Source organism: Embleya sp. NPDC008237, assembly GCF_042956465.1.
GTDB lineage: Bacteria > Actinomycetota > Actinomycetes > Streptomycetales > Streptomycetaceae > Embleya.
The window spans coordinates 138789-162674 of sequence record NZ_JBIBGL010000005.1 but is presented as its reverse complement, the minus strand read 5'-3'; the positions used below and the strand labels follow the sequence as shown (position 1 = coordinate 162674).

Sequence of the window (23886 nt, the reverse complement as noted above, 5' to 3'; positions counted from 1 at the left end):
CACCCCACCCGCGCGGGGTTACACCGGTTCGGCCGGCGCGCGGGTGGCCGGCGTCGGCCTCCGGGCGGGCGCCGGCGCGGTCTCGGCGGAGCGCCGGCGCGGCCGCATCCGGTCCAGGCCGAGTCGCAGCAGCATCGCGGCCAGTGCGGCGAGGGCGAAGCCGGCGCCCACCCAGGCCAGTTCGCGCGCTCCGGCGGCGCTCAGCACCCAACCGCCGACCGTGGTGCCCGCGGTGATGCCCAGGTTGGAGAAGGAGATGAACAGGCTGTTGCCGAACTCGGGGAAGTCCCGGGCGTCGCGCCCCAGCCAACTCTGGCTGACGATCAGCCCGCCGGCGTGCACCGCGCCCCAGATCGGTACCGCAGCCACCATCGCCGCGGGATACGGGCCGACCGCGTACAGCAGCGGATAGACGGCCAGGCACAGGGCGGGAAACAGCAGCACCGTGCGGACCGGGTTGCGCCGCAACAGCGCGCCGAAGGCGAAGTTGCCCAGGATCATCACGACGCCGAAGGCCATCAGCAGCGCACCGACCCAGGACCCGTCCAGGTCGGTGACCTCGTCCAGGTATTCGGCGAAGTAGCCGTAGACCGAGAACATCGACGCGAAGACCAGGACCACGGACAGGATGGTCAGCCACATCCGGCCGCTGCGCAGCACGCCCACCTGGGCGCCGTAGGAGTGTCGCCGCTCCACCGGCATGGCCGGGAGGAAGCGCAGGATGCCCACGAACGCGATCAGGTTGACCACGGCGGCGAACCAGAACGCCGCCTGGAGGGAGAGGTGCTCGGCGAGGTAGGAGGTCAGCGGCACGCCGAAGGCGAAGCCGACGGTGACGCCGGCGAACACGCGCGTGGTGGCCCGCACCGCGTCCCGCGCGGGCACCAGCTTCGCCGCGGTCGCCAGCGCGACCGAGAAGAAGACCGGGTGGAAGACGGCGGGGATGATCCGGAACGCGAACATCACCTCGAACCGGGTGGTCAGCGCGTACACCGCATTCGACACCGCGAACACGGCGATCGCCGTCGCGAGCACGGTCTTGCGATCGAGGCCCGAGGCGAGCAGCGTCATGAACGGCCCGGACACCGCGATCACCAGGGCGAAGACGCCGACGAGCAGACCGGCGGTGGAGGCGCTGACATCGAGATCGTCCGCGACCTGGGGCAGCACGCCGACGATGCCCATCTCGGTGGTGATGATCCCGAACACGCCCAGGGCGAGGGTCGGGACCGTCAGGGAGGTGTTTCTCATCGTGGCCTTTCGATTCTCTCGATACATATCGAGATATGTAGATGCGTGAAGACATGGGAGCACCCCGATGAGGGCGCCGGTGCCGGGAGAGGTACGGGCGGGTGTGCCGGGCGTGTGGCGGCTCGGTCCCGCGTCCGTCAGAGTTCGGTGCGGACGTGCTCGGCGAAGGCGGCGATCGCCTGCTCGTTGCGGCGGTAGTAGGTCCACTTGCCGATGCGCTCCGAGTCGAGCAACCCCGCGTCCTTGAGCGTCTGGAGGTAGCCGGACACCACCGACTGCGCCAGTCCGGCCCGCGCCTGGATGTCGCCGACGCAGACGCCGATGTGGAAGCCCAGGCCCTGCCGGCGGTAGGAGTTCTCGTCGAAGTACTTCGCGGGCTCCTTCAGCCAGTGCATGAACCGAAGCCGCGCCGGGTTGGCGAGCGCCTTGTGAATGGCCAGCGGGTCCACGGGGTTCCTTCCGGGTATGTTGCATCCAGTTTTCTCGATATGTAGCGGCCGTGTCAATCCGCAGCTCACGGCGAGCGCACGGTGGGGAAAATATGCGGTAAATATTCGAGTTCGGGGGGATTGGTCGGGAGTGCGTCGGCTATCAACCAGGGGACCGTGATTCCTCGGAAAGAGGGTGGTGGACGTGTCCTCGCCGACATCGTCACCGATTGAACAGCATCCGGACATAGTCACACTTCGAGCTCACTCCGAACGGGCCACGACCGGCCCGGTGGCACAGGGGGCGGAAGCCCTGGGCATGCTGTGCGGCGTCTACCTGGCGGCCTCCCCATGGATCGTGGGGTTCAACGGCTTCACGACTCTGGCGACGGCCAACCTGATCACCGGCGTGGCGCTCGCGTTCCTGATGGGCGGCTTCGGCTCCGCCTACGAACGCACGCATGCGATGAGCTGGGCCGCGTTCTGCATCGGAGCCTGGACGATCGTGGCCCCCTGGGCCGTGACCGGAGCCGTCGACACCACCCGCACCATCACGAGCAACGTGATCGTCGGCGGCGTGGCGTGCCTGATGGCTCTCATGCTCGCGTTGCGAGGCGTCGTCGGGCTGCGCCGGTTGTAGCGCAGCCGGTCGCGGCGAGACGCATCGATGCTCCACACCGGCGATCCGAAGAGGTGCACCAATCGGCGAAGAGGTCAGAAATCCGAATCGATCAATCCGAATCTGAGTGATCCGAACCCAGGACCGGGCCGCCGGTCGGTCCCGCCGGCGAACGGTTCGCCTCGGCGGATACCGCCCGGCGCACCCCGCCTCACGGGTCCCGCCCCGCGCTCCCGGGTGGGAGGTGGATGTGGTGGACGGACCTTCGCTTTCGGGCCGGGAACGTCGGACTCTTGCGCGGCTGGAGAAGTCGCTGCTCCAGGACGAGCAGTTCGTCGCGCTGCTGCGCGTGTTCGAGGACCCGATTCCCGAGTCGGCTCCGCGCCGTCGCCGGATGCGAGCGCACGTACACGTGCGGGCACCCGATGGAATGGCGATATCGAAATGGACCGCCCTGATGGCGTGCGGCGCCGCGATGGGCCTGCTGGTCGCCGCGGTCCTGACCGGCTCCGCGGCGGTCGAGCTGGCGGCGATCTGCGCGACCGTGGCCACGCTGGCGGTGGTGGGCGTGTTCGGCTACCTGCGGTGGCTGCGCCCGGACGCCTCCGGCGCGGCGCATGTGCCGCACCGGGCTCATCCCACGCAGGTACACGGCCGCACCCGCACGGCCGACGACCGAGGCGCCGACCCGGACGACCCGGGACCGGATCCGGGCCGGACCAGGTGATCGTGATCCACGAACGGTACTCGGCGCCGGCGGCCCGGGGCCGGCCCGCCGAACCCGAGTGACCGGCTACCGGCTAGGCGAGCACGCGGATCGGTCGGCCCGCGCGGAAGGCGGTGATGTCCTCGACCGCGTCGCGGTAGAACGTCTCGTACAACTCGCGCGTGACGTAGCCGATGTGCGGGGTGAGGATCACGTTGTCCAGGCCGCGCAACGGGTGGTCGGCGGGCAGTGGCTCGATGTCGTAGACGTCCAGCGCCGCCGCGGCGATCGACTTCGCGCGCAGTGCACCCAGCAGTGCGGTCTCGTCCACGATCGGGCCACGCGAGGTGTTCACCAGGATCGCGGTCGGCTTCATCAGCGCCAGCTCGGCCGGGCCGACCAGGCCCCGGGTGCGGGCGCTGAGCACGGTGTGCACGGAGAGCACGTCGGCGCGCGCGAACAGCTCCTCCCGGGCCACCGCGGTCACGCCGTGTCCGGCGGCCCGTTCGGTGGTGAGGTTCTTGCTCCAGGCCACGCACTCCATGCCGAACGCCTGCCCGATCCGGGCCACCTCGGTGCCGAGTCGGCCCAGGCCCAGCAAGCCCAGCACCTTGCCACGCAATCCGACGCCGAGCCCGACCTGCCAGCCGCCGGTGCGCATCGAGTGCACCTCGGCCGGGAGGTTCCGGGCGGCGGCCAGGATCAGCGTCCAGGTCAGCTCGGCGGTCGGGTACGCGACGTAACCCGTCCCGCACACCACGATGCCCAGCTCGCGCGCGGCGGCGACGTCGATGGCCGCGTTCACCGGTCCGGTGGTGACCAGGAGCCGCAGGTCGGCCAACCCGGCCAGCACTTCGGCCGGAAACCGGGTGCGCTCGCGCATCGCGACGATCGCCTCGAAGCCCGCCAGCGCGTCGACCACCTCGACGGCGTCCGCGAACGGTTCGGTGAACACCCGTACGTCGGCGCCCAGCGAATCCCAGTCGGCCAGCCCGCGGGCCACGTCCTGGTAGTCGTCGAGGATGGCGATCTTCATGGTGCTCCCGAGGGGTCCGGACAGGGTCGGCCGCGGCGACGGCCGGGACGTCGAGGCTATCGGGGCAACCGGCCGATGCCGCCGACCGACAGGTGGCCCTCGGGGGTGAGCGGTTCGGTGACCGGCTCGTCCGGACGCCACAGCGGCAGCAGGACCACGCCCGGTTCGACCAGTTCCAGGCCGTCGAAGTAGCCCTCGATCTCCTCCAGGGCGCGGAAGCGACCGCTGCCCAGCCGGCTCAGGAAGATCTTCTCCAGCGCCCGCCCCTCCGGCGTGGAGTCGCAGAAGTGGGTGATGAAGATGTAGCTGCCCGGCGGCAGCGCGTCACGGTAGGCGCGCACCAGGCCGGCCGGGTCCTCGTGGTCGGCGAGGTGGTGCAGGACGCCCACCAGGAGCAGGCCCACGGGCCGCGTCAGGTCCACCAATTCGCGCAGTTCCGGCCGGGCGAGCACGTCCGCCGGGTCGCGCAGATCGGCGGTGACCACCCGGGTGCGGTGGTTCTCGGCGAGCAGGGCACGACCGTGGGCGAGCACGATCGGGTCGTTGTCCACGTACACGACCGCGGCGTTCGGGTTCACCTGCTGGGCGACCTCGTGCGTGTTCTGCACCGTCGGCAGTCCCGATCCCAGGTCGACGAACTGGTCGATGCCCGCGGACGCCATGTACCGCACGCCGCGGGCCAGGATGTGCCGGTTGGCCCAGGCGCCCTCGTTGGTCAGATCCTTGAGGGCCTCGTCGGCTATCGCCCGGTCCACCGCGAAGTTGTTCTTGCCGCCCAGGATCGCGTCGTAGACCCGGGCGACGCTGGGCACCGTGACGTCGATACCGGTCGGCGCCCAGTCCTCGGGCGACTCGCCCGCCGGCGGCGTGGAAAAGATCCACTCGTCCTGCTCACGCTCGACCACGGCTGCTCCCCGTCGGTGTGTCGTGGAGTCACCCTCTGCGACATCCGCCTGCGCCGACCTTATCCGAGCCTCGCCAAGTTTCCGGGAACTTCCCCTTCTTTTCAGTGAGTTCGGGGCTCGTTCGGGGCGGGTGAAAGGGAGTATTCGGGGGATTGGTCCAGACCTTGCCCGAGAATTGGTCCAGACCTCAGGGCGGCAGTCGCCCGCGGCAGGCACCGCTCCGGCCCGTCGGGATCATCGCGTCCGCTCGTGGGAGTCACCGCCCCGCTCACGGGAATCACCAACTGTTGCCGAGTCCCTTGGCAGAAGTTGCCGATTCCGTGACGGGGCGCGGCGAAGTTGAATCGCTGACAGCAGCCGGGCGACCCGCCCTCCGCGAATGCGATTTCCCTGCCCCCTCCGATTGGAGCGCGCTGATGACGCCTGCCGCAACGGCGGGACCCCGCCGACGGATCCGGATCGGTATCGACACCGGCGGAACCTTCACCGACGTGGTCGCCCTGGACGAGGAGTCCGGCGAGCTCGTCACCACCAAGACGCCGTCCACGCCCGCCGACCCGGCCGACGGCTTCATGAACGGCATCGACAAGGTGCTGGGCCTGCTCGGCTGCACCGGAGCCGACGTCACCGCCGTCGCGCACGGCACCACGGTGGCCACCAACCAGCTCCTGGAAGACAAGATCGACCGCCTCGGGTTCATCACCACCGAGGGCTACGAGTACATCCTGGAGATCGCCCGCCAGGCGGTCCCGGACGGCTACGGCAACTCCTACTTCTGGGTCAAGCCCGACCGGATCGTGCCCGTGGACCTGGTGCACACCGTCGGCGGCCGGTTCGACTACAAGGGCAACGAGGTCCGCCCGTTCGACGAGGAGGGCGCCCGTACCGCCGCCCGCCGGCTGCGCGAGCAGGGCATCGCGACCATCGGTGTGTGCCTGTTGCACTCCTACGCCAACCCCGCGCACGAGCTGCGGATGCGCGAGATCCTGCGCGAGGAGCACCCCGACGCGGTGGTCTCGATCAGCTCCGAGGTGCTGCGCGAATACCGCGAGTACGAGCGCTCGATGACCACGCTCGTGGACGCCGCGGTCAAGCCGCGTGTGGCCCGCTACGTCAGCGGCATCCGCCGGCGCCTGGACGAGTTCACCACCGCGGCCGGCGGCACCGACGCCGCACGCCGCGTGCCGTTCGCGATCATGAAGTCCAACGGCGGCGTGCTCTCCGCCGAGGAGGTCGTGCACCAGCCGATCACCACGGTCCTGTCCGGCCCGGCCGCCGGCGCCCTCGGCGCCGCGCTGATCGCCGAGAAGGCCGGCTTCGACAAGGTCCTGACCTGCGACGGCGGTGGCACCTCGACCGACGTGTCGGTGGTCCTGGGCGGTGAGCCGACGCTGACCACCGAGGGCTCGATCGGCCGCTACCCCTCCAAGATCCCGATGATCGACGTGGTCACGGTCGGCGCCGGCGGCGGCTCGATCGCCTGGATCTCGCCCGAGGGCACGCTCAAGGTCGGCCCCCGCTCGGCCGGCGCCGACCCCGGCCCGCTGTGCTACGGCAAGGGCGGCACCGAGCCGACCATCACCGACGCACACGTCCTGCTCGGCCGGATCCCCCCGCACCTGCTCGGCGGCGAGATCCCGCTCGACGTGGACGCCGCCCGCGAGGGCCTGACCAAGTTCGCTGCCGAACTGGGCATCGGCGTCGAGCAGTGCGCCACCGGCATCCTGGAGATCTCCGCCTGGAACCAGGCCAACGCACTGCGACAGATCACCGTCAAGCGCGGCCTGGACGTGCGCGACTTCACCATGGCCACCTTCGGCGGCTCCGGGTCCCTGCTGCTGTGCCGGCTCATCGACATCCTCGGCCTCGCCGGCGTCATCGTGCCGCGCGACCCCGGCAACGTCTCGGCATTCGGCCTGCTCACCGTGGACGTGCGCTGCGACTACGTGCAGACCGCCGTCGGAGGCCACCCGGATCTCGACCACCCCAAGGTGGCGGGCATCTACGCCGAACTGGCGGCCAAGGCGGGCGAGGCCCTGGACAAGGAGGGCTTCGCGGCCGAGGACCACCGCTACGTGCGCACCGCCGACCTGCGCTACTTCGGCCAGGCGTTCGAGGTGCGCGTGCCGGTGCCGGACGGCCCGTTCGACGCCGCACTCGCCGACACCGTCGCCGAGGGCTTCCACGCCGCGCACGAGCAGCTGTACGGCTACAACTTCCGCGGCGACGCGAGCCAGCCCGTGGAGTGGGTGAACCTGCGCGTCACCGGTGTCGGCCCGATCCGCCGCCCGGAACTGCGCGAACTGCCCGGGCGCGACGGCGGCGTCGAGCGGGCCCGGACCGGCACCCGTCCGGTGTGCTTCGTCGACCGCGACGGCTACCTGGACACCGCCGTGTACGCCCGCGCCGAACTGGCCCCCGGGGACCTGGTCAGCGGCCCGGCCATCATCGAGGAGTTCGGCTCCACCATCCCGATCCACCCGGGCTTCGACGCCCGCGTGGACGCCTACGGCAACGTCGTCGTCACCCGTGACACCGCCGCCGGCAGCACCGCTGACACCGCCTCGAAGGGAGCCTGAGCATGAGCGCCACCGCCACCACCCCGCAGGATGCGCTGCACGGTGTGGACCCCGTGCTCCTGGAGATCGTCGAGGGCACCCTCGCCTCGGTCGAGATGGAGGTCGAGACCGCGATCGGCCGCACCTCGCGCTCGCCGATGATCCGCGACGCGCACGACTTCCGGGCCGGCATCCACGACCGCAAGTTGCGCAAGCTGACCGGCCGTTCGTACTCGGCGCTGGTCCACCCCGTGGCCCGGGACTTCCCGCTGGAGACGATGCGTCCGGGGGATGTGTTCTTCCACAACGACGTCTACGAGTCCGAGGGCGGCATCGGCCACCTGCCCGACCTGTGCGTCACCGTGCCGGTCTTCGCCGACGGCCAGGTGGTCGCCTTCGTCCAGGCCTTCGGCCACCACGACGACATCGGCGGTTGTTGCCCCGGGTCGATGCCCTCGGGCGCGACCAGCGTGTACGAAGAGGGCCTGATGGTCCCGCCGATCAAGCTGTGGGACCAGGGTGTGCCCAACCAGGCCGCGCTGCGCATCATGACCCGCAACTCGCGGATGCCCGACTCGCTCGCCGCCGACCTGGACGCCGAGTGCTCGGCGTGTCTGATGGGCTCGCGCCGCCTGGGCGAACTCTTCGAGCGCTACGGCCGGGAGACCGTCGAGGCGTGCTTCGACGCGATCCTGGACAAGACCACCGAGACCTACCGACGCGAGATCCTGTCCAAGATCCCGGACGGCGAGTACGTGTGGGAGGACTACGCCGAACACGACGGCGTGGACGAGCCGATGCTGCACACGCAGCGGATCACCCTGACCAAGACGCCCGAGAAGATCGTCATCGACTTCACCGGCACGTCCAGGCAGGCCAAGGGCCCGATCAACCACTGCGGTGACTACGCGGACGGCAACTTCCTCAAGAAGTGGCTCGCGCCGATCCTGCGCAACCTCGCGGACACCCCCGAGCGGATGGCCGAACTCGACGTCAACGAGGGCGTGGTGCCGCTGATCGAGATGAAGTTCCCGGAGAAGGGCACGCTGCTCACGCCGATCTTCCCGGCCCCGACCAACGCCCGTACCTTCGTCATCCTGCGCCTGCTCGGCGTGCTCGCCGGCGTGCTGGCCAAGGCCGTCGACGGCAAGATGCCGGCCGACCAGGAGACGATCCGCTACACCGGCGTGTACGGGCACGATGCGGACGGTCGCTCGTACCTGATGCGCGAGGTGCTCGGCGGCGGTTCCGGCGGGCGCTACTACGCGGACGGCGAGGACACCATCCACGTGGTGCCCGACTCGCGCAACCTGCCCACCGAATTCACCGAATCCCGCTTCCCGTTCCTGGTCGAACGGCTCGGGCTGGCCACCGACTCCGGCGGCCCCGGTCAGTTCCGCGGCGGTCTGGGCTACGAGAAGCACATCCGGATGTTGCTCGACGCGTCCTTCATGTCCATCGCCGACCGCTCGATCCTGTCCTGCTGGGGCGTCAAGGGCGGCAAGGCCGGACGCTCCTTCCAGGTGGTGATCGACCCGGGCGGCCCCAACGAACGCGAGATGGACGGCCTGGTCGACGACGAACCGGTCAAGGCCGGCGAGGTGATCCGGATCCGCACCACCGGCGGTGGTGGCTGGGGCGACCCGCTGGACCGGAAGACCGAATCGGTGCTGCGCGACGTGCGGTGGGGCAAGGTCTCGCGCGCCGCCGCGGCCGACGACTACGGCGTCGTGCTCACCGGCGAAGGCGACGACCTGGCCGTGGACGAGGCGGCAACCACCGCGCTGCGCGCCTCGGTTCGCGCGGCCCGGCCCGAGGTCGAGCCGTTCTTCGACCGCGGTCCCGGCTATGCGGTGCTGTCCGGCGGCGATGCCTACCCGGCGGTGGACCTGCTGTAGCGACACGCCACGGCGCGGGTTGTCGCGATGGCCGAGACCATGCCTCGTGCGCCCGTCGACCCTGGATGACCGGAGCCCGGGCCCGACCGTTGCGACGGTCGGGCCCGGGCTCCGTGGCGGTCGGGCCGGCTCGGCGAGACCTCGATCGCCGACGAAACGGCCGCGCCCCCGATCCCCGGGGCGCGGCCGTACCGGTCAGCGTCGGACGAAGTCGACGTCCTCGGGCGCCCGGCCCGGCCAGGTCAGCCGGGTGGGGGTCGCGGGGGTTTCGGCGACCACGCGGCCGCGGGAGATCACCCGAGTCGGGCGGACCTGGCGGCGCAGCACGTCGAAGGGCGAATCGGCGGGCAGGAGCAGGAAGTCGGCCGGGCGACCGACGACCAGGCCGTACCGCTCGCCCAGGTCGAGCACCCGCGCGGCCCGCTCGGTGACCATCGCGAACACCTCGTCCATCTCGTCCTGTCCGGACAACTGCGCGGCCAGGATGCCGGCGTGCGCGACCTGGATCGGGTTCGCCGTCCCGAGCGGGAACCACGGGTCCATCACGTCGTCGTGGCCGAACGCCACATTGACCCCGGCCGCGAGCATCTCCTTGACCTGGGTGAGGCCGCGTCGTTTGGGATAGTCGTCGAAGCGGCCCTGGAGGGTCAGGTTCACCATCGGGTTGCAGACCAGGTGGATGCCCGAACGAGCGACGATCCGGCGGAGTTTGCGACTGTAGGCGCCATTGTACGAGCCCATCGCCGTGGTGTGACTGGCCGTCACGCGCCGGCCCAGGCCGGTGCGGTGCGCGAGGGTGGCGACCACCTCGACGAAGCGGGACTGCTCGTCGTCGATCTCGTCGCAGTGCACGTCCACCAACAGGCCGTGCCGCTCGGCCAGTTCGAAGACGATCTGCAACGAGCGCACGCCGTCCTCGCGGGTGTCCTCGAAGTGCGGGATCGCCCCGAGCACATCGGCGCCCGCCTCGACGGCGCGGGCCATCAGCCGCTCGCCGTCGGGGAAGGAGACGATGCCCTCCTGCGGGAAGGCCACCACCTGGAGGTCGAGCACGTCGCGCACCCGCTCGCGCAATTCGACCAGGGCGTGCAGCGCGGTCAGTTCGGGGTCGGTCACGTCGCAGTGGCTGCGCACGTGCAGCACGCCGTTCGCGACCTGCCAGCGCAACACCTCCTCGGCGCGCGCCAGTACGTCCTCCCGGGTCAGCACGGCCTTGCGCTCGGACCACCGTTCGATGCCCTCCCACAGCGTGCCCGAGACGTTCCAGCGCGGCTGTCCGGCGGTCAGCGCGGTGTCGAGGTGGATGTGCGGCTCGACGTACGGCGGGGTGACCAGGGCCCCGGCGGCGTCGAGGACGGGGCCGGACGGGGGAGTGCTGCCGGCGGGGGTGATGCTCGTGATGACGCCGGCCTCGACCGCGATGTCCACGCGCTCCGGGCGGCCCGGAAGCCGGCAGTCGGTCACGGTGCGGCTGTTGCCCTGCATGTCGGATCGCTCCAGGGGGTCGCGATGGATTCGTTCGTTCACTGCACGCCTTCGTTCACTGCACACCTGCGGTCCCCGCACACCTGCGGCTCACCGCACGGCTCGTTCGCGGCGGCCGAGCACCAGGTACAGGCCGCCCGCCACCAGCGAGCCGGCCAACCAGGACAGGTCCACATTGCCGATCGCCTCGGCTCCCGGGCCGCGCAGCGCCTGCGGCACGCCGTACTCGAAGCACCAGGTCGCGACCATGCCGCACACCAGTGCGACGATCGCCGACCAGCGCACGTCCGCGAGCAGACCGCGACGCGGCGCGGCGTACAGCGCGGGCACGTCGATTCGCTGCCGGGCGAAGACGTAGAAGTGCACCAGCATCACCGCCGCCCACGGCGCGACCCACGTGACCATGCCCGCGAGCCACGTGTCCAGGGTGTGCGCCAGGCTCGCCCGGAACACCAGGAACAGCGTGAAGACGGTGGCGAACGCGCCCACCAGGCAGGACAACACGCGCCGGGAGACCTTGATGTCCAGGGTCTGGGCACACAACGAACAGCTGTACAGGTTCAGGATGTTGGTCGCGATCGGGCCGTGCAGGACCAGGAGCAGCACCGGGATCGCCAGACCGCCGAACGAGTCGACGATCAGCCGGCCGGGGTCGGCCTTGGCGTTGACCGTGGCCAGCGAGGCGCCGAGCACGCCGAGCCAGACCACCGGGAGGAACTGGCCCAGCACGCTGGCCGCGTACAGCCTGCGCCGGGAGGTGGTGCGGGGGACGAAGCGGGAGTAGTCCGAGGCGTAGGCGAACCAGGTGATGCCCCAGCCGACGCCGATCGCGGTCATCACCGTGCTCATCGCCGACCACCGGTCGCCGCCGCTCAACGTGCTCGTGTGACCCCAGTCGATGTCCAGCCGGGTCCAGGCCACCACGGTCATCGCGGCCAGCACCACCAGGGTCGCGGGCACCGTCCAGCGCTCGAAGCCGGCGATCGCGCCGAAGCCGGACGCGGCGATCGCGATCTGGGCGGCCATCACGACCAGGACGACCACGACCTTGGTGCCGTTGCCGCCGACGTAGCCGACGCTGTCCAGCAGCGCCATCACCAGGTCGAGCACGATCCAGGTGTTGATCGCACACCACCCGGCGGAGATGACGCCCTGGACGGCGGCGGGCAGGTACGCGCCGCGCCGGCCGAAGGCGGCCCGGGCCAGCACCATCTGGGTCACCCCGGTGCGCTGGCCCATCAGCACGAACAGGCCGAACACACCCATGCCCACGAGATTGCCCACGACCAGCACCAGCACGGTGTCCAGCAGGCCGAGGCCGAGCACGATGCCCAGGGCACCCAGCACCCAGTTGATCGGCGCGATGTTGGCGCCCGCCCAGATCCAGAACTGGTGTGCGGGGGTCGAGTCACGGGCCTCGTCGGGCACCGGTTCCAGGGACTGGCTGTGGTCGACGGGAGGGGTCGGTCCGGTCGGTTGCGGGGGCTGTTCGAGGATTGCCACGGAGACCTCCGGTGGGGCGGAGCGGAGCACGGCGATGGGGTGGTGGGGCGGGTACCGCGATGTGGGTGCGGTGCGGATGTGCCGGCGATGTGGTGAGTGGTGATCTGGGGTGATCACCGAAGGTTCCTCGGGCCGCGGGGCCGTGACAACGGACACGGTGACCGGGATACTGGCGCATCTTCCGGACGGAGTGTCCATGCCGCTGTCCCTGCGAGCGGTCCTCGCACACCCCCTGCTGCGTGCCGCCGATCCCTTCGTACCGGATCGGCGCGCCGATCTGGAGCGCCCGGTGCGCTGGGTGCACTCCAGCGAGATCTACGAGATCGCGCCGCTGCTGCGCGGTGACGAACTGCTGCTCACCACCGGTCTGGGCCTGGCCGGGCGGGACGCTGGGGAGCGGCGGCGCTATGTCGCCGACCTCGCGGCGGCGGGGGTCGCCGGGGTGGCGTTCGAGGTGGGTCGCACGTTCCGCGAGGTGCCGGCCGACGTGGTGCGCGCGGCGGCCGAGGCGCGGCTGCCGCTGGTCGTGCTGCGCGGGGTGGTTCCGTTCGTGGCGATCGCCGAGGCGGTGAACGCGGCCATCCTCGACTCGGCGGTGACGCGGCTGCGGCACATCAACGAGATCGTCCGGGTCCTGTCCGGAGTGCTTGCCCGCGGCGCGGGCGTGGACGAGCTGACCCGCACCCTGTCCCGGCTCACCGACCGACCGGTGGTCCTGGCCGGCATCGACGGCACGATCACGTCCTGGGCGGGCACCGATGCCCCGACCGAGGTGGTGCGGGCACCGGCGGCGGAGGCGGGGGTGGAACTGCGCGGGGCGCTGTGGGGGCGGTTGCTGCTGGGCGCTCCGGGGGTGGGCGGGGCGGACGGGGACGACGAGGGAGCGGGCGCCGGCGAGGGCCGTGCGACGGCCGTGGCCGACGTGCCGGCGGGCGGGGCCGGGGACGGGGCGGGAACCGCACGGCCCGGTGCCGACGAGCACCAGGATGCCGGGTCGTGGTCGGGGGCGACCGTCGAGGTCGCGGTGGAGGTCGCCGAGCACGCGGCGCAGGTGTTCGCGCCGGCCCTGTTGCGGCTGGCGGATCGGGACGGGTGGGTCGGACGCGAGCGTCGTGAACTCGTCGAGGGACTGCTGCGGGACGCGCTGCCGCCGCGCGAGGTGGCGGCGCGGCTGACGGTCTGCGGCCTGGTTCCGGCCGGGACGGCGGCCTGGGCGAGTGTCGCCCTGCACCTGCCGGATCCGGTACGGGCGGTGACGGCGCTGTACGAGGGGCTGCGTGCCTGCGGCGGCCGCGGCCTGGTCAGCGACGGGCCCGGCGGAGCGTACGCGCTGATCGCGCTCGACCGGGACACGCACGTCGCCGAACTGGCCACGCGCCTGGGCCTGCCGACGGTGGCGGGCGACGAGCCGACCGCCGCGCTGGGGCCGTTGGTGCGCGACGTGGCCCGGGTGGGGCACAGCCTGCGCGCCGCGCGGGACACCCTGCGGCTGGCCCGTCGGCTCCGGCCGGTGCGGTCCGCGGCCGTCGCCGACACGGTGCTCGCCGACGCCTGGGCCCTGGAACGGGTGCTGGATCGGCTGACCCCCGAGGAACTCGCCGACCTGGTCGAGGACCAGCTCGGCCCGCTGCTCGCCTCGGACGCCGCGCGCGGCACCGGCCTGGTGGACACCCTGGAGGCGTACCTGCGCTGTGGTTGCTCCAAGACCGAAACCGCCGGGGTGCTGTTCCTGCGCCGCCAGTCGGTCCACCAGCGCCTGGCCCTGATCGAGTCCCTCCTGCGGGTCAGCCCCGACGCCCCCGACCGCCAGGGCCCGCTCCGGGCAGCCCTGACCGCCCGCGCCCTGCTCGCCACCCGGGGCCCACACCCGATCCGGGCCACGCCGACGTGAGGTCCCCGCCGGGATCCCGGCGACATACGACGGAGTTCACCCGGCAGGTCGAGGGCGTGACGCGGTTCGCGTGGGATCGGGCCGAATTGGCGCCGATCGTCGTCCACCCGGTCGAGGGCTCCGCGCGGCGTACCCCGTGCTACATATGGAATCCTTCTCGCGCGCCGTCGCCCGCGCCCGGCGGAGGCGGCGGCGCGTCACCATGCGGTCCCGGCGAGCAGAAGAGGCGCGATGCCCGAGCGGCGTTCCCCACCCACCGAGAGGGTGGCCCAGGTGCTCAATCTGCTCGCGGACCACGCGGGCAGGCCACTGTCGTTGGCGGTGATCGCGGAGCGCCTCGACCTGAGCAAGCCCACCTGCCTGGGCATCCTGACGACACTGACCGAGACCGGGTTCGTGCACCGCACCGCCGACAAGACCTACCGCCTCGGCGCGGCGATCGCCCGGCTCGGACGAGCGGCGGACGTCGGCGTCGCGCCGCTGGACGTGCTGCTTCCGCACCTGAACGACCTGCACCGGGACCTCGGTCTGAGCTGCCTGCTGACCGCGCTCCGGGACGGCGAGACGGTGGTGGTCGGCCGCGCCGGGGCGATCGGCACCGGGCGCCCCCAGGACCTGGTGGGTGATCGATTCCCCGCCGTTCCGCCCCTGGGCCTGGCCGAGCTGCTGTGGAACGGGGACCAGGCGCTGGACACCTGGCTGGAGCGCACACCGCTCGTACCCGTCACGGCACGCCGCGGCAGGCTGCGCCGCGTGGTACGCGAGGCGCGCGAGTCCGGGTTCCTGATCGAATGTCTGACCGCGGCGCCCGCCGCGCGCAACGACGTGCTGGCCAACCTCGTGACGTCGGGCATGCCGGACGCCACCATCGCGACGCTGCGCGACTACCTCCCGGACGCCGACTGGGAGGAGTTCACCGCCGAGGTTCCCGACGAGGCGCTCGACGTGGCCACCATCCACGCGCCGGTCCACGATCATCAGGGCGCGCAGTGCTTCACCGTCTCCGTCGTGGTCGGACGGCGCCGCCTCCCGCCGCGCACGTGCGCCAAGTGGACCCGCACGATCACCGAGTCGGCGCTTGCGGCAACGGCGGCCATCGGCGGTTGGAACCCCTGGACCGGGTGACGCCGACGCGTCCTGCCTTCGGCAGGATGTGCCCGAGTTCGGGGGTGGCTGTTGGCGAGGGCGGACGGTGCCGGGGATCGGTCCGCTGCCTAGCGTGAGTGCATGATCGTGATCACTGGTGCGGCGGGGAAGACCGGGCGGGCGCTCACCTGGGCGTTGGCGGAGCGTGGGGCTCTGGTTCGGGCGTTCGTGCGCCGGCCCGAGCAGGTCGCGGTGGCGCTCGCGGCGGGGGCGACCGAGGCCGTGGTGGGGGACGTCGGGGAACCGGCCGACCTGGACCGGGCGCTGCGCGGGGGTACGGCGGTCTATCACATCGCCCCGAACGTGCATCCGGACGAACCGGCCATCGGTCGTGCGGTGATCGCGGCGGCGCAGCGGGCCGGGGTGGGGCGGTTCGTGTTCCATTCGGTGCTGCGGCCGCAGTTGCGGGCGATGCCGCATCACGAGGCGAAGGCGCGGGTCGAGGAGGCCCTGTTCGAGTCGGGCCTCGCGGTGACCGTGTTGCAGCCGGGGCCGTACCAGCAGAACACCCTCGACGCGCGCGACGCGATCGTGCGGACCGGCGACTTCGCGGTGCCGTACCGGGTGGACGCGCCGTTCGCCGCCGTCGATCTGCGCGATGTCGCCCAGGCGGCGGCCGCGGTGTTGTGCCAGGAGGGGCACGAGGACGCGGTGTACGAACTGGCCGGTCCCGAGGCGCTGACCCCTCGGGCGATCGCCGGGCATCTGGCCGAGGTGTCGGGTCGGCCGGTGACCGCACGCCGGATCGACCCGCGCGACTGGTGCGAGGAGGCCCGTGCCGGCGGGCTGTCCGGCTATGCGCTGGACACCCTCACCGCGATGTTCGCCTTCTACGACCGGCACGGCCTGACCGGCAATCCGCGCACCCTGGCCGCGCTGCTCGATCGTGCGCCGACCCGCTTCGTGGACTTCGCCCGGCGGGTGTTCGGGCCCGAGGACGCGCATGACGCACCGGGCGTCCAACACCAAGTTTTGCCAAGCGAGCGCGATTCCTTGGGCAGTAACTGACGGGGAGCGGAACCCCGAAGCCGCCTAGCTTGGACGCATTCGGCGCCGGACGACGCATCTCGTCCGGCCACCCACACCGCGCACACATGCACTGCCGGCACGCGTCACGCACCACACCCGCACACCGCACGGATGCACGGATGCACGGACGCGCCACACCGCACACTTGCAGAAAGGGGTGTTTCGACGTGAGCGGACCGCTCTGCGACCTCGTCGTGCTCGACCTCTCCCGCGCCCTCGCCGGCCCGCACGCCGCGATGATGCTCGGCGACATGGGCGCCCGGGTCATCAAGGTGGAGAACCCGGACGGCGGCGACGACACCCGTGGCTGGGGTCCGCCGTTCGTCGGGGCCGAGGATGCGCGCGAGTCGACCTACTTCCTGTCCTGCAACCGCAACAAGGAGTCGATCGTCCTCGACCTGAAGACCGAGGAGGGCCGACGCACGCTGGCCCGACTGATCCGGCACAGCGACGTGCTCGTGGAGAACTTCCGCACCGGCGTGCTCGATCGACTCGGCTTCCCGATGGAGGAGCTGACCCGGCTCAACCCGCGCCTGGTGGTGCTGTCCATCACCGGCTTCGGGCACGACGGCCCGCAGGGCGGTCGACCCGGCTACGACCAGATCGCCCAGGGCGAGGCCGGTCTGATGAGCCTGACCGGCCCCGGCCCCGACGACCCCACCCGGATCGGCGTGCCGATCGGCGACCTGCTGGCCGGGATGTACGGCGCCTACGGCGTGGTCGCCGCACTGCACGAGCGCGAACGCACCGGCCTCGGCCGGGTCGTGCGCACCTCGCTGCTCGCCGCGATCGTCGGCGTACACGCCTTCCAGGGCACCAACTACACCGTGGCCGGCCAGGTCGGGCACGCGCAGGGCAACCTGCACCCCTCGCTCCAGCCGTACGGCTCCTACCGCTGCAAGGACGCGATCATCCAGGTCGCGGTGGGCAGCGAGAAGTTGTGGGCCAAGTTCGCCCCGATGGTCGGCTTGGCGGTGGACGACCCGCGCTTCGCGGTCAACGCCGACCGCGTGGTCAACCGGGCCGAACTCGCGGACGCGATCAACGCCGCGTTCGCCGCGCGCGAGGTGGACGAGCTGTTGCCGGAACTGGCCGCCGCGGGCATACCGGCCGGCGAGGTGCGCACGATCGACCGGGTCTACGAGTGGGACCAGACCAAGTCGCAGGGTCTGCTGCTCGACGTCATGCACAGCACTCTCGGTCCGATCACCTTGCCCGGCCCGCCGATCCGCCTCGACGGCGTGGCCGACGTGGACGGCGGTTCGGCGGACGGCGGTCGGCGCCGGCACGAGGCCCCGCCGACGCTGGGCCAGCACACGGACAGTGTGCAGGCGTGGCTCGACGCCGAGGACGCCCGCGCCCTGCACGCCGCGCGGCGCGCATGAACACCGCGTCCGTGCCGGCGCCCGCGACCGCGCCCGTACCGAACCGCCGCACCCGCGTCGGTGCGCACGCGCTGATCCGGCTGGTCCTGGACCCCGACACCTGGACGAGCTGGGACACCGCGCCGCACCGCCCGGAGCGGCTGGACCCGGGGTACGTCGACGAACTGCGGGCCGCCGCCGCCAAGAGCGGCGTGGACGAGTCGGTGGTCACCGGCGAGGGCCGTATCCAGGGTCGCCGAGTGGCCGTGGTGGCCTGCGAGTTCGACTTCCTGGCCGGTTCGATCGGGGTGGCCGCGTCCTCGCGCCTGGTCGCCGCGATCGAACGTGCCACCGCCGAACGGCTGCCGCTCGTGGCATCGCCGACCTCCGGCGGAACCCGAATGCAGGAGGGCACGGTCGCCTTCCTCCAGATGGTGCGGATCAGTGCCGCCGTCGCCGCGCACAAGAGCGCCGGCCTGCCGTACCTCGTCTACCTGCGAGGCCCCACCACCGGTGGTGTGCTCGCCTCGTGGGGCTCACTCGGTCACGTCACCGCCGCCGAACCCGGCGCGCTGATCGGCTTCCTGGGCCCGCGCGTGTACGAGGCTCTGCACGGGCAACCCTTCCCGGAGGGTGTCCAGGTCGCGGAGAACCTGTACGCGCACGGCCTGGTGGACGCCGTCGTCGAGCCCGACCGGCTCGGCGAAGTGGCCGCACGGGTCCTGGATATCGTCACCGCCCCGCGTGAACACCTGCCCGACGTCGCCCCGTTGCCGGTCGAGGATCTGGCCGACGTCCCGGCATGGACCTCGGTCGAACTCTCCCGTCGTGCCGAACGCCCAGGCGCCCGCGCCCTGTTGCGACACGCGGCGAGTGCGGTGGTGCCACTGCACGGGACCGGTCAGGGGGAGAGCGACCCCGGCCTGCTGCTCGCGTTGGCCAGGTTCGGCGGCGCGCCGTGCGTGGTGCTGGCCCAGGACCGGGCCCGGCAGTCGAGCCACGGGCCGTTCGGCCCGGCCGGGCTGCGGGTGGCCCGGCGCGGCATGCGGCTGGCCGCCGAACTCGACCTGCCGCTGGTCAGCGTCGTGGACACCGGCGGCGCGGCGCTCAGCCGGGAGGCCGAGGAGGGTGGCCTGGCCGGCGAGATAGCCCGCTGTCTGGCCGAGTTGGTCACCCTGCCCACCCCGACGCTGTGCCTGCTGCTCGGGCAGGGCGCGGGCGGCGGCGCCATGGCCCTGTTGCCCGCCGATCGGGTGTTGTGCGCCCAGCACGGCTGGTTGTCGCCGCTGCCGCCCGAGGGGGCGTCGGCGCTGCGCTACCGGACGCCGTCCCGGGGCGCGGAGATCGCCGCCGCGCAGGGCATCAGGTCGCTGGACCTGCTGCGCGACGGGGTGGTGGACCGGATCGTGGCCGAGCGGCCCGATGCGGCCGACGAGCCGGTCGCGTTCCTGGCCCGGCTGGCGCAGGTGCTGGAGTACGAGTTGGTCGGCCTGCTGCGCCGACCCACGGCCGAGCGGCGTGCGGCCCGGTTGGAACGGTACGCCCGGCTGGGCTGCTGAGGGCGGCGGGCCGACCGCGGGCCCGACCGACCCGCCGGCGTTGCGCAGCGCTCGGCAGCCGCCGGCGGCGCGTACCGTCCGGATTCGCCGGCGATATCCACCGCCGTCTACCACTCGGCAAGATTTGCCAGATCGATGGGTGTTTGTGGTCAACAAACTCCCAAGCCATCGACCTGGTGACCGGCCTAGAGTCCCAAGTCCCGGACGGACGGGACTCCCGCGTACGACAGGAACAGGAGAGTTCGACACATGCCAACTCCCCGCACCGGGAGAGTACTCATCGCCCTCGGCGGCAACGCCATGACGGGACCCGATGGCAGCGCCACCCCGGACGCCCAGCGGGCCGCCGTCGCGGTGGCGATGGAAGCGGTGGCCGACCTGATCGCCTCCGGCGTCGAGGTGGTGCTCACCCACGGCAACGGACCGCAGGTGGGCAACCTGCTGGTCAAGAACGAACTCACCGCGCACGTCGTTCCTCCGGTGACCCTGGACTGGTGCGGCGCGCAGACGCAGGGCACCCTCGGCTTCACCATCGTCTCCGCCCTGGAGGCCGCACTGCGGCGCCGTGGGCTGGCGGCACCGGTGGCGGCCGTGGTCACCCGCACGCTCGTGGATGGCGCCGACCCGGCGTTCGAGCACCCCACCAAGCCGGTCGGCCGGCATCTGCCGCAGGCCGACGCGGAGCGGTTCGTCGCGCTCGGTCAGCACTGGGAGGACCGGGGCGCGAAGGGCTGGCGGCGGGTCGTACCGTCGCCGGATCCGCTGGAGGTGGTCGACGCGCCGGCCATCCGGACGCTGGTCGCGGCGGGCTTCACCACGATCGCGGCCGGTGGCGGCGGCATTCCGGTGGTGCGCGACGCGGACGGCGCCGAGCGCGGCGTGGAGGCGGTCCTGGACAAGGACCTCACCGCGGCCCTGCTCGCCGTGTCGGTGGACGCGGACGTGCTGGTGATCGCCACCGACGTACCCAACGCGATGCTCGACTACGGCACCGCGAACGAGCGGGTGATCGGCCGGGTCACCCCCGAAGAGCTGCGCGAACACGCCGCGGCCGGCCAGTTCGCCGGTGGCAGCATGGGACCCAAGGTCGAGGCGGCGGTGCGCTTCGTCGAGAAGGGCGGCCGGCGCGCGGTGATCACGTCACTGGACCGGATCACCGCCGCGGTGGCGGGCGAATCCGGGACGGTCGTGGAGTCGGACGGGTAACGGCCCGTCGTCCGCGACAGTCGCAGGTGACGAAGTACAAAGAATTCGACCGCAAAGAATTCGGCGTCGAAGAATTCGGCGAACTCCAATGAACGAGGTGGAACGAGTGCCCAGGCCGATCGAGGTTCACAAGGTCGCCATCGAGAGCGTCACCGACGCGTCCGGATTGGCCAAGCTCATCGACGACGGCGTGTTCGCCGCGGACGACGTGCTCGCCGTCATCGGCAAGACCGAGGGCAACGGCGGGGTCAACGACTACACCCGCATCCTGGCCGACCGCGCCTTCCGCGAGGTGCTGGTCGCCAAGGGGAAGCGTTCGGCCGAGGAGGCGCAGCAGGTTCCGCTGGTGTGGTCCGGCGGTACCGACGGTGTGATCTCCCCGCACGCGACGGTCTTCGCGTACGCGCCGGAGAACCGGTACGAGCCCACCGACGAGCCGCGCGTGTCGGTCGGCGTCGCGATGAGCGAGCAGATCCTGCCCGAGGACATCGGCCGGGTGCCGATGGTGGAGAAGGTCGCCGCCGGCGTACGCAAGGCGATGGCCGTCGCGGGCATCACCGACCCGGCCGACGTGCACTACGTGCAGACCAAGACGCCGCTGCTGGTGCTGGACACCATCAACGACGCCAAGGCGCGCGGGTTCGACGTGTGGACCGAGGACACCCTCAAGTCGATGGACGTGTCCAACTCCACCACCGCGCTGGGCATCGCGGTGGCGCTCGGCGAGATCGAGCTGCCGACCGCCGAGCAGATCCACCGCGACCTGTCGCTCTACTCGTCGGTGGCGTCCTGCTCCTCCGGCGTCGAGCTGGACTGCGCGCAGATCGTCGTGGTCGGCAACGTGCGCGGTGTGGGCGGTCCGTTCCGGGTCGGCCACGACGTGATGAAGGACGCGCTGGACGCGGACGGCATCTGGTCGGCGATCCGCTCGGCCGGCATCGACCTGCCGGAGCGCCCGCACACCTCCGACCTGGGCGACCGCCTGGTCAACGTGTTCCTCAAGTGCGAGGCGGACCCGAGCGGCAGCGTGCGCGGTCGACGCAACATCATGCTCGACGACTCGGACGTGCACTGGCACCGCCAGATCAAGGCCACCGTCGGCGGCGTGACCGCGGCCGTCACCGGCGACCCGGCCGTCTTCGTCTCGGTCGCGGCCGTGCACCAGGGCCCCTCCGGCGGCGGCCCGGTCGCGGCGATCGTGCGGATGGACTGACCCGCCCCTCGCCGAACCGACGCGCCTCTTTGCGGAACCCGTCGACGGCCACCGCCCCTCGTCCCGGGGCGGTGGCCGTCGGCACGTCCGCCGGGCGCGGCCCCGGACGGCGCTTGCCACTTGGCGGGTGTGCCGCTGATCGTCATGGACGCCGAGGCGATCGGCGGATCTCGGCGGGTCACCAAGGTCTGCGGGACAGGCCCTAATCCTCCTGCTGTCGGCCGCCGAAGCACCAGTCGTGGACCTCGATGTGCTCGTACAGGCCGGCTCGGGCGTACGGCTCGCGGGTCAACAGGCGCTCCGCGGCCGTGCGGTCCGGCAACTCGGCCAGGATCGCGATGCCCAGCCATTCCTCGGCGGCGTCCGGGGAGAGCAACGGGCCGCAGGCGATCAGGTTTTCCCGGTCGTCGCCGTCGACCAGAAGACTCAGCTGCTTCTCGGGCCACTCGTCCCGACCGGCGGTCGAATCAGCGCTGCCGTGGCCGAGGATCAGGAAGCGCGGGTGGCCTTCCGAACTCCCCTCGAAATCCCACATCTTCCGGCCGAGCGTGTTGCGCCAGCGCCGGATGAGCACTTCTTCCTCGTACACGCCCGCCCGGTGGTTCGGCTCGTCGTACGCGAACACGCGCGCGGCATCGGCGTCCGGCAGGTCGAGGATGTGGACGCTGCCGGTCACCGTCTCGCCGTCGGGGGCGAAGGTCGGCCCGCGGGCGATCATGCCCTCGGCGTACCCGTCCATGAACGACCAGTGGGCTTCCAGAAGTTCGTCTCGCAAGGCCCTGGTTCCCGGCTTGTCGCGACAATAGAAGAGGTACTCCATGTCGATCCCCCATGAGTGACGCCGTTGTCGGCACGCACAGTACGGGAGCCGGCCCACCCTGTCGATCGACCGTGAACCCTCTCGGCCCCCTGGGCAACGACCCGAAGTGTGCCGGCCCGCGCCATGCTCCCGCTCGTCGGCGAGGCATATGGAGGCCAAAGGTTCGTGCGGCAAATGTCCGGTCGGACACTCTCCGCTGATGCTCCGATGGCCTAGAGTGACGTTCATGTGCCGTGCAGTGCCCGCCGGTCCCGCTGGTCCCGTGCTCGGTCTGGAGATGTGATCGTGTCGAACCGTGCCGCAATGCCTTCTCCGGTCGAGGACAGGCCGGCGCGGTCGGTGCCGCGTGGGTTGACCTACCTCTCGATCGCCGGGGTCACCTGGGGGACGACCGGGGCGGCCGTGGAAGTGATCTATCGGTCGAGCGACTTCGGGCCGATGGCCGTCTCGTTCTGGCGCTTCGTCAGCGGGATGGTGCTGCTGCTCGCGGCCGGCCTGCTGCGTCCCTCCGGCCCGGCCCCGCGTACCGCCGGGCAGCCGCCGGGTCGCCGCGCGCTCCTGTTCACCGGCACGGGCGCCGGCCTGGCCGTGTTCCAGTCGGCCTATTTCGGCGCGGTGATGCAGACCGGGCTGGCCGTCGCCACGATCGTCGCGTTGGGCGCCGCCCCGGTGTTGACCGCGGCCGGAGGCCGGTTGTTCCTGGGCGAACGCATCGGGCGCAGCGGGCTGTCGGCGATCGGCGGGGCGCTGATCGGGCTCGCGATACTGGTGTTGGGCAACCGGCAGACCGATGTCCGGCCCCTGGGAGTGGGGTTGGCGCTGCTGTCCGCGGCGGGATTCGCCGCATCCAACCTGCTCGGTCGGTGGACGGGGCGGCTCGGCGCGGGGGAGGATCCCGCCACCCTCACGGTGTGGTCGTTCGGGATCGGTGCGGCGGTGATGCTGCCGTTCGCCCTGGGCGAGGGGGTGTGGCCACAAACCGCGCAGCCGGGGCGGGTGTTGGCGATGATGCTCTACGTGGCCGCCGTGACGACCGCGCTCGCCTATCCGCTGTACTTCGCCGGCACCGCCGCGGTACGGGCGGTCACCGCCTCGGTCGTGATGTTGATCGAACCGGTCAGCGCGGCGGCGCTGGCCGTCCTGCTGCTGGACGAGCGGCTCACCGCGGCGACGGTCGTGGGCACGCTGATGATGCTCACAGCCGTCGGCGGCCTCGCACTGGCCGAGTCGCGGCCGGCCGAGCGATGACGATGGTCCGGGGCGGTGTCG

19 protein-coding genes are annotated in these 23886 nt (G+C 71.6%); 12 read left to right on the top strand and 7 right to left on the bottom strand.

The genetic code is table 11. The annotated features are described in order from the left end of the window. Positions 1-18: 18 nt before the first annotated feature. Both ACFZBU_RS14560 and ACFZBU_RS14555 read right to left on the bottom strand, forming a co-directional pair. The gene (locus tag ACFZBU_RS14560; protein WP_391583890.1) at positions 19-1251 is read right to left on the bottom strand and encodes an MFS transporter; all 1233 of its coding nucleotides are present in this window, start codon (positions 1249-1251) and stop codon (positions 19-21) included. A 137-nt stretch (positions 1252-1388) separates the two neighbouring features. Next, a complete protein-coding gene (locus ACFZBU_RS14555; RefSeq protein WP_391583889.1) occupies positions 1389-1700 on the bottom strand; it encodes an ArsR/SmtB family transcription factor in 312 nt (103 codons plus the stop codon). A 271-nt stretch (positions 1701-1971) separates the two neighbouring features. On the opposite strand from ACFZBU_RS14555, the gene ACFZBU_RS14550 reads away from it, so the two are divergent. Together ACFZBU_RS14550 and ACFZBU_RS14545 are read left to right on the top strand one after the other, a co-directional pair. After that, positions 1972-2319, top strand: coding sequence for an SPW repeat protein (locus tag ACFZBU_RS14550; RefSeq protein WP_391583888.1), 348 nt, complete (start codon positions 1972-1974; stop codon positions 2317-2319). 232 nt (positions 2320-2551) lie between these two features. Continuing rightward, positions 2552-3025 carry a hypothetical protein gene (locus tag ACFZBU_RS14545; protein ID WP_391583887.1) on the top strand — a complete coding sequence of 158 codons (474 nt, stop codon included), beginning with the start codon at positions 2552-2554 and terminating at the stop codon, positions 3023-3025. A gap of 73 nt (positions 3026-3098) precedes the next feature. Here the strand turns inward: ACFZBU_RS14545 and ACFZBU_RS14540 are convergent, their stop codons facing one another. Together ACFZBU_RS14540 and ACFZBU_RS14535 are read right to left on the bottom strand one after the other, a co-directional pair. Further along, positions 3099-4040 carry a D-2-hydroxyacid dehydrogenase family protein gene (locus ACFZBU_RS14540; RefSeq protein WP_391583886.1) on the bottom strand — a complete coding sequence of 314 codons (942 nt, stop codon included), beginning with the start codon at positions 4038-4040 and terminating at the stop codon, positions 3099-3101. Between the two features lie 56 nt (positions 4041-4096). Next, positions 4097-4945, bottom strand: a complete 849-nt coding sequence (locus ACFZBU_RS14535; protein ID WP_391583885.1) for an SAM-dependent methyltransferase — start codon at positions 4943-4945, stop codon at positions 4097-4099. A gap of 416 nt (positions 4946-5361) precedes the next feature. Here ACFZBU_RS14535 and ACFZBU_RS14530 point away from each other — a divergent pair, with 416 nt between their 5' ends. Together ACFZBU_RS14530 and ACFZBU_RS14525 are read left to right on the top strand one after the other, a co-directional pair. Next, positions 5362-7524 (top strand): hydantoinase/oxoprolinase family protein, encoded by a 2163-nt coding sequence (locus ACFZBU_RS14530; RefSeq protein WP_391583884.1) that lies wholly within the window; start codon positions 5362-5364, stop codon positions 7522-7524. Between the two features lie 2 nt (positions 7525-7526). Further along, positions 7527-9401: a hydantoinase B/oxoprolinase family protein gene (locus tag ACFZBU_RS14525; RefSeq protein ID WP_391583883.1), complete on the top strand. Its 1875-nt coding sequence runs from the start codon at positions 7527-7529 to the stop codon at positions 9399-9401. 195 nt (positions 9402-9596) lie between these two features. Here the strand turns inward: ACFZBU_RS14525 and codA are convergent, their stop codons facing one another. Together codA and ACFZBU_RS14515 are read right to left on the bottom strand one after the other, a co-directional pair. After that, positions 9597-10928, bottom strand: a complete 1332-nt coding sequence (codA, locus tag ACFZBU_RS14520; RefSeq protein ID WP_391583882.1) for a cytosine deaminase — start codon at positions 10926-10928, stop codon at positions 9597-9599. A 48-nt stretch (positions 10929-10976) separates the two neighbouring features. Then, positions 10977-12389 (bottom strand): purine-cytosine permease family protein, encoded by a 1413-nt coding sequence (locus ACFZBU_RS14515; protein ID WP_391583881.1) that lies wholly within the window; start codon positions 12387-12389, stop codon positions 10977-10979. Positions 12390-12585: 196 nt separating this feature from the next. On the opposite strand from ACFZBU_RS14515, the gene ACFZBU_RS14510 reads away from it, so the two are divergent. The 7 genes from ACFZBU_RS14510 (at position 12586) to ACFZBU_RS14480 (ending at position 21797) form a co-directional block, all read left to right on the top strand. Continuing rightward, a complete protein-coding gene (locus ACFZBU_RS14510; RefSeq protein ID WP_391583880.1) occupies positions 12586-14280 on the top strand; it encodes a PucR family transcriptional regulator ligand-binding domain-containing protein in 1695 nt (564 codons plus the stop codon). A gap of 231 nt (positions 14281-14511) precedes the next feature. Beyond that, complete coding sequence (locus ACFZBU_RS14505) at positions 14512-15405, top strand: IclR family transcriptional regulator (protein WP_391583879.1); 894 nt, start codon at positions 14512-14514, stop codon at positions 15403-15405. A gap of 102 nt (positions 15406-15507) precedes the next feature. Beyond that, positions 15508-16434: an SDR family oxidoreductase gene (locus tag ACFZBU_RS14500; RefSeq protein ID WP_391583878.1), complete on the top strand. Its 927-nt coding sequence runs from the start codon at positions 15508-15510 to the stop codon at positions 16432-16434. Positions 16435-16622: 188 nt separating this feature from the next. Next, positions 16623-17840, top strand: a complete 1218-nt coding sequence (locus ACFZBU_RS14495) for a CaiB/BaiF CoA transferase family protein (protein WP_391583877.1) — start codon at positions 16623-16625, stop codon at positions 17838-17840. Continuing rightward, positions 17837-19378, top strand: coding sequence for a carboxyl transferase domain-containing protein (locus ACFZBU_RS14490; protein WP_391583876.1), 1542 nt, complete (start codon positions 17837-17839; stop codon positions 19376-19378). Before ACFZBU_RS14495 ends, ACFZBU_RS14490 begins: the two co-directional genes overlap by 4 nt. Positions 19379-19627: 249 nt before the next feature. Next, positions 19628-20584, top strand: a complete 957-nt coding sequence (locus tag ACFZBU_RS14485; protein WP_391583875.1) for a carbamate kinase — start codon at positions 19628-19630, stop codon at positions 20582-20584. A 106-nt stretch (positions 20585-20690) separates the two neighbouring features. After that, positions 20691-21797: a ring-opening amidohydrolase gene (locus tag ACFZBU_RS14480; protein WP_391583874.1), complete on the top strand. Its 1107-nt coding sequence runs from the start codon at positions 20691-20693 to the stop codon at positions 21795-21797. A gap of 202 nt (positions 21798-21999) precedes the next feature. Here the strand turns inward: ACFZBU_RS14480 and ACFZBU_RS14475 are convergent, their stop codons facing one another. After that, complete coding sequence (locus ACFZBU_RS14475) at positions 22000-22617, bottom strand: YciI family protein (protein WP_391583873.1); 618 nt, start codon at positions 22615-22617, stop codon at positions 22000-22002. Between the two features lie 303 nt (positions 22618-22920). Here ACFZBU_RS14475 and ACFZBU_RS14470 point away from each other — a divergent pair, with 303 nt between their 5' ends. Then, on the top strand, positions 22921-23865 hold the full coding sequence (locus tag ACFZBU_RS14470) for a DMT family transporter (protein WP_391583872.1): 945 nt from the start codon (positions 22921-22923) through the stop codon (positions 23863-23865). Positions 23866-23886: the final 21 nt, after the last annotated feature.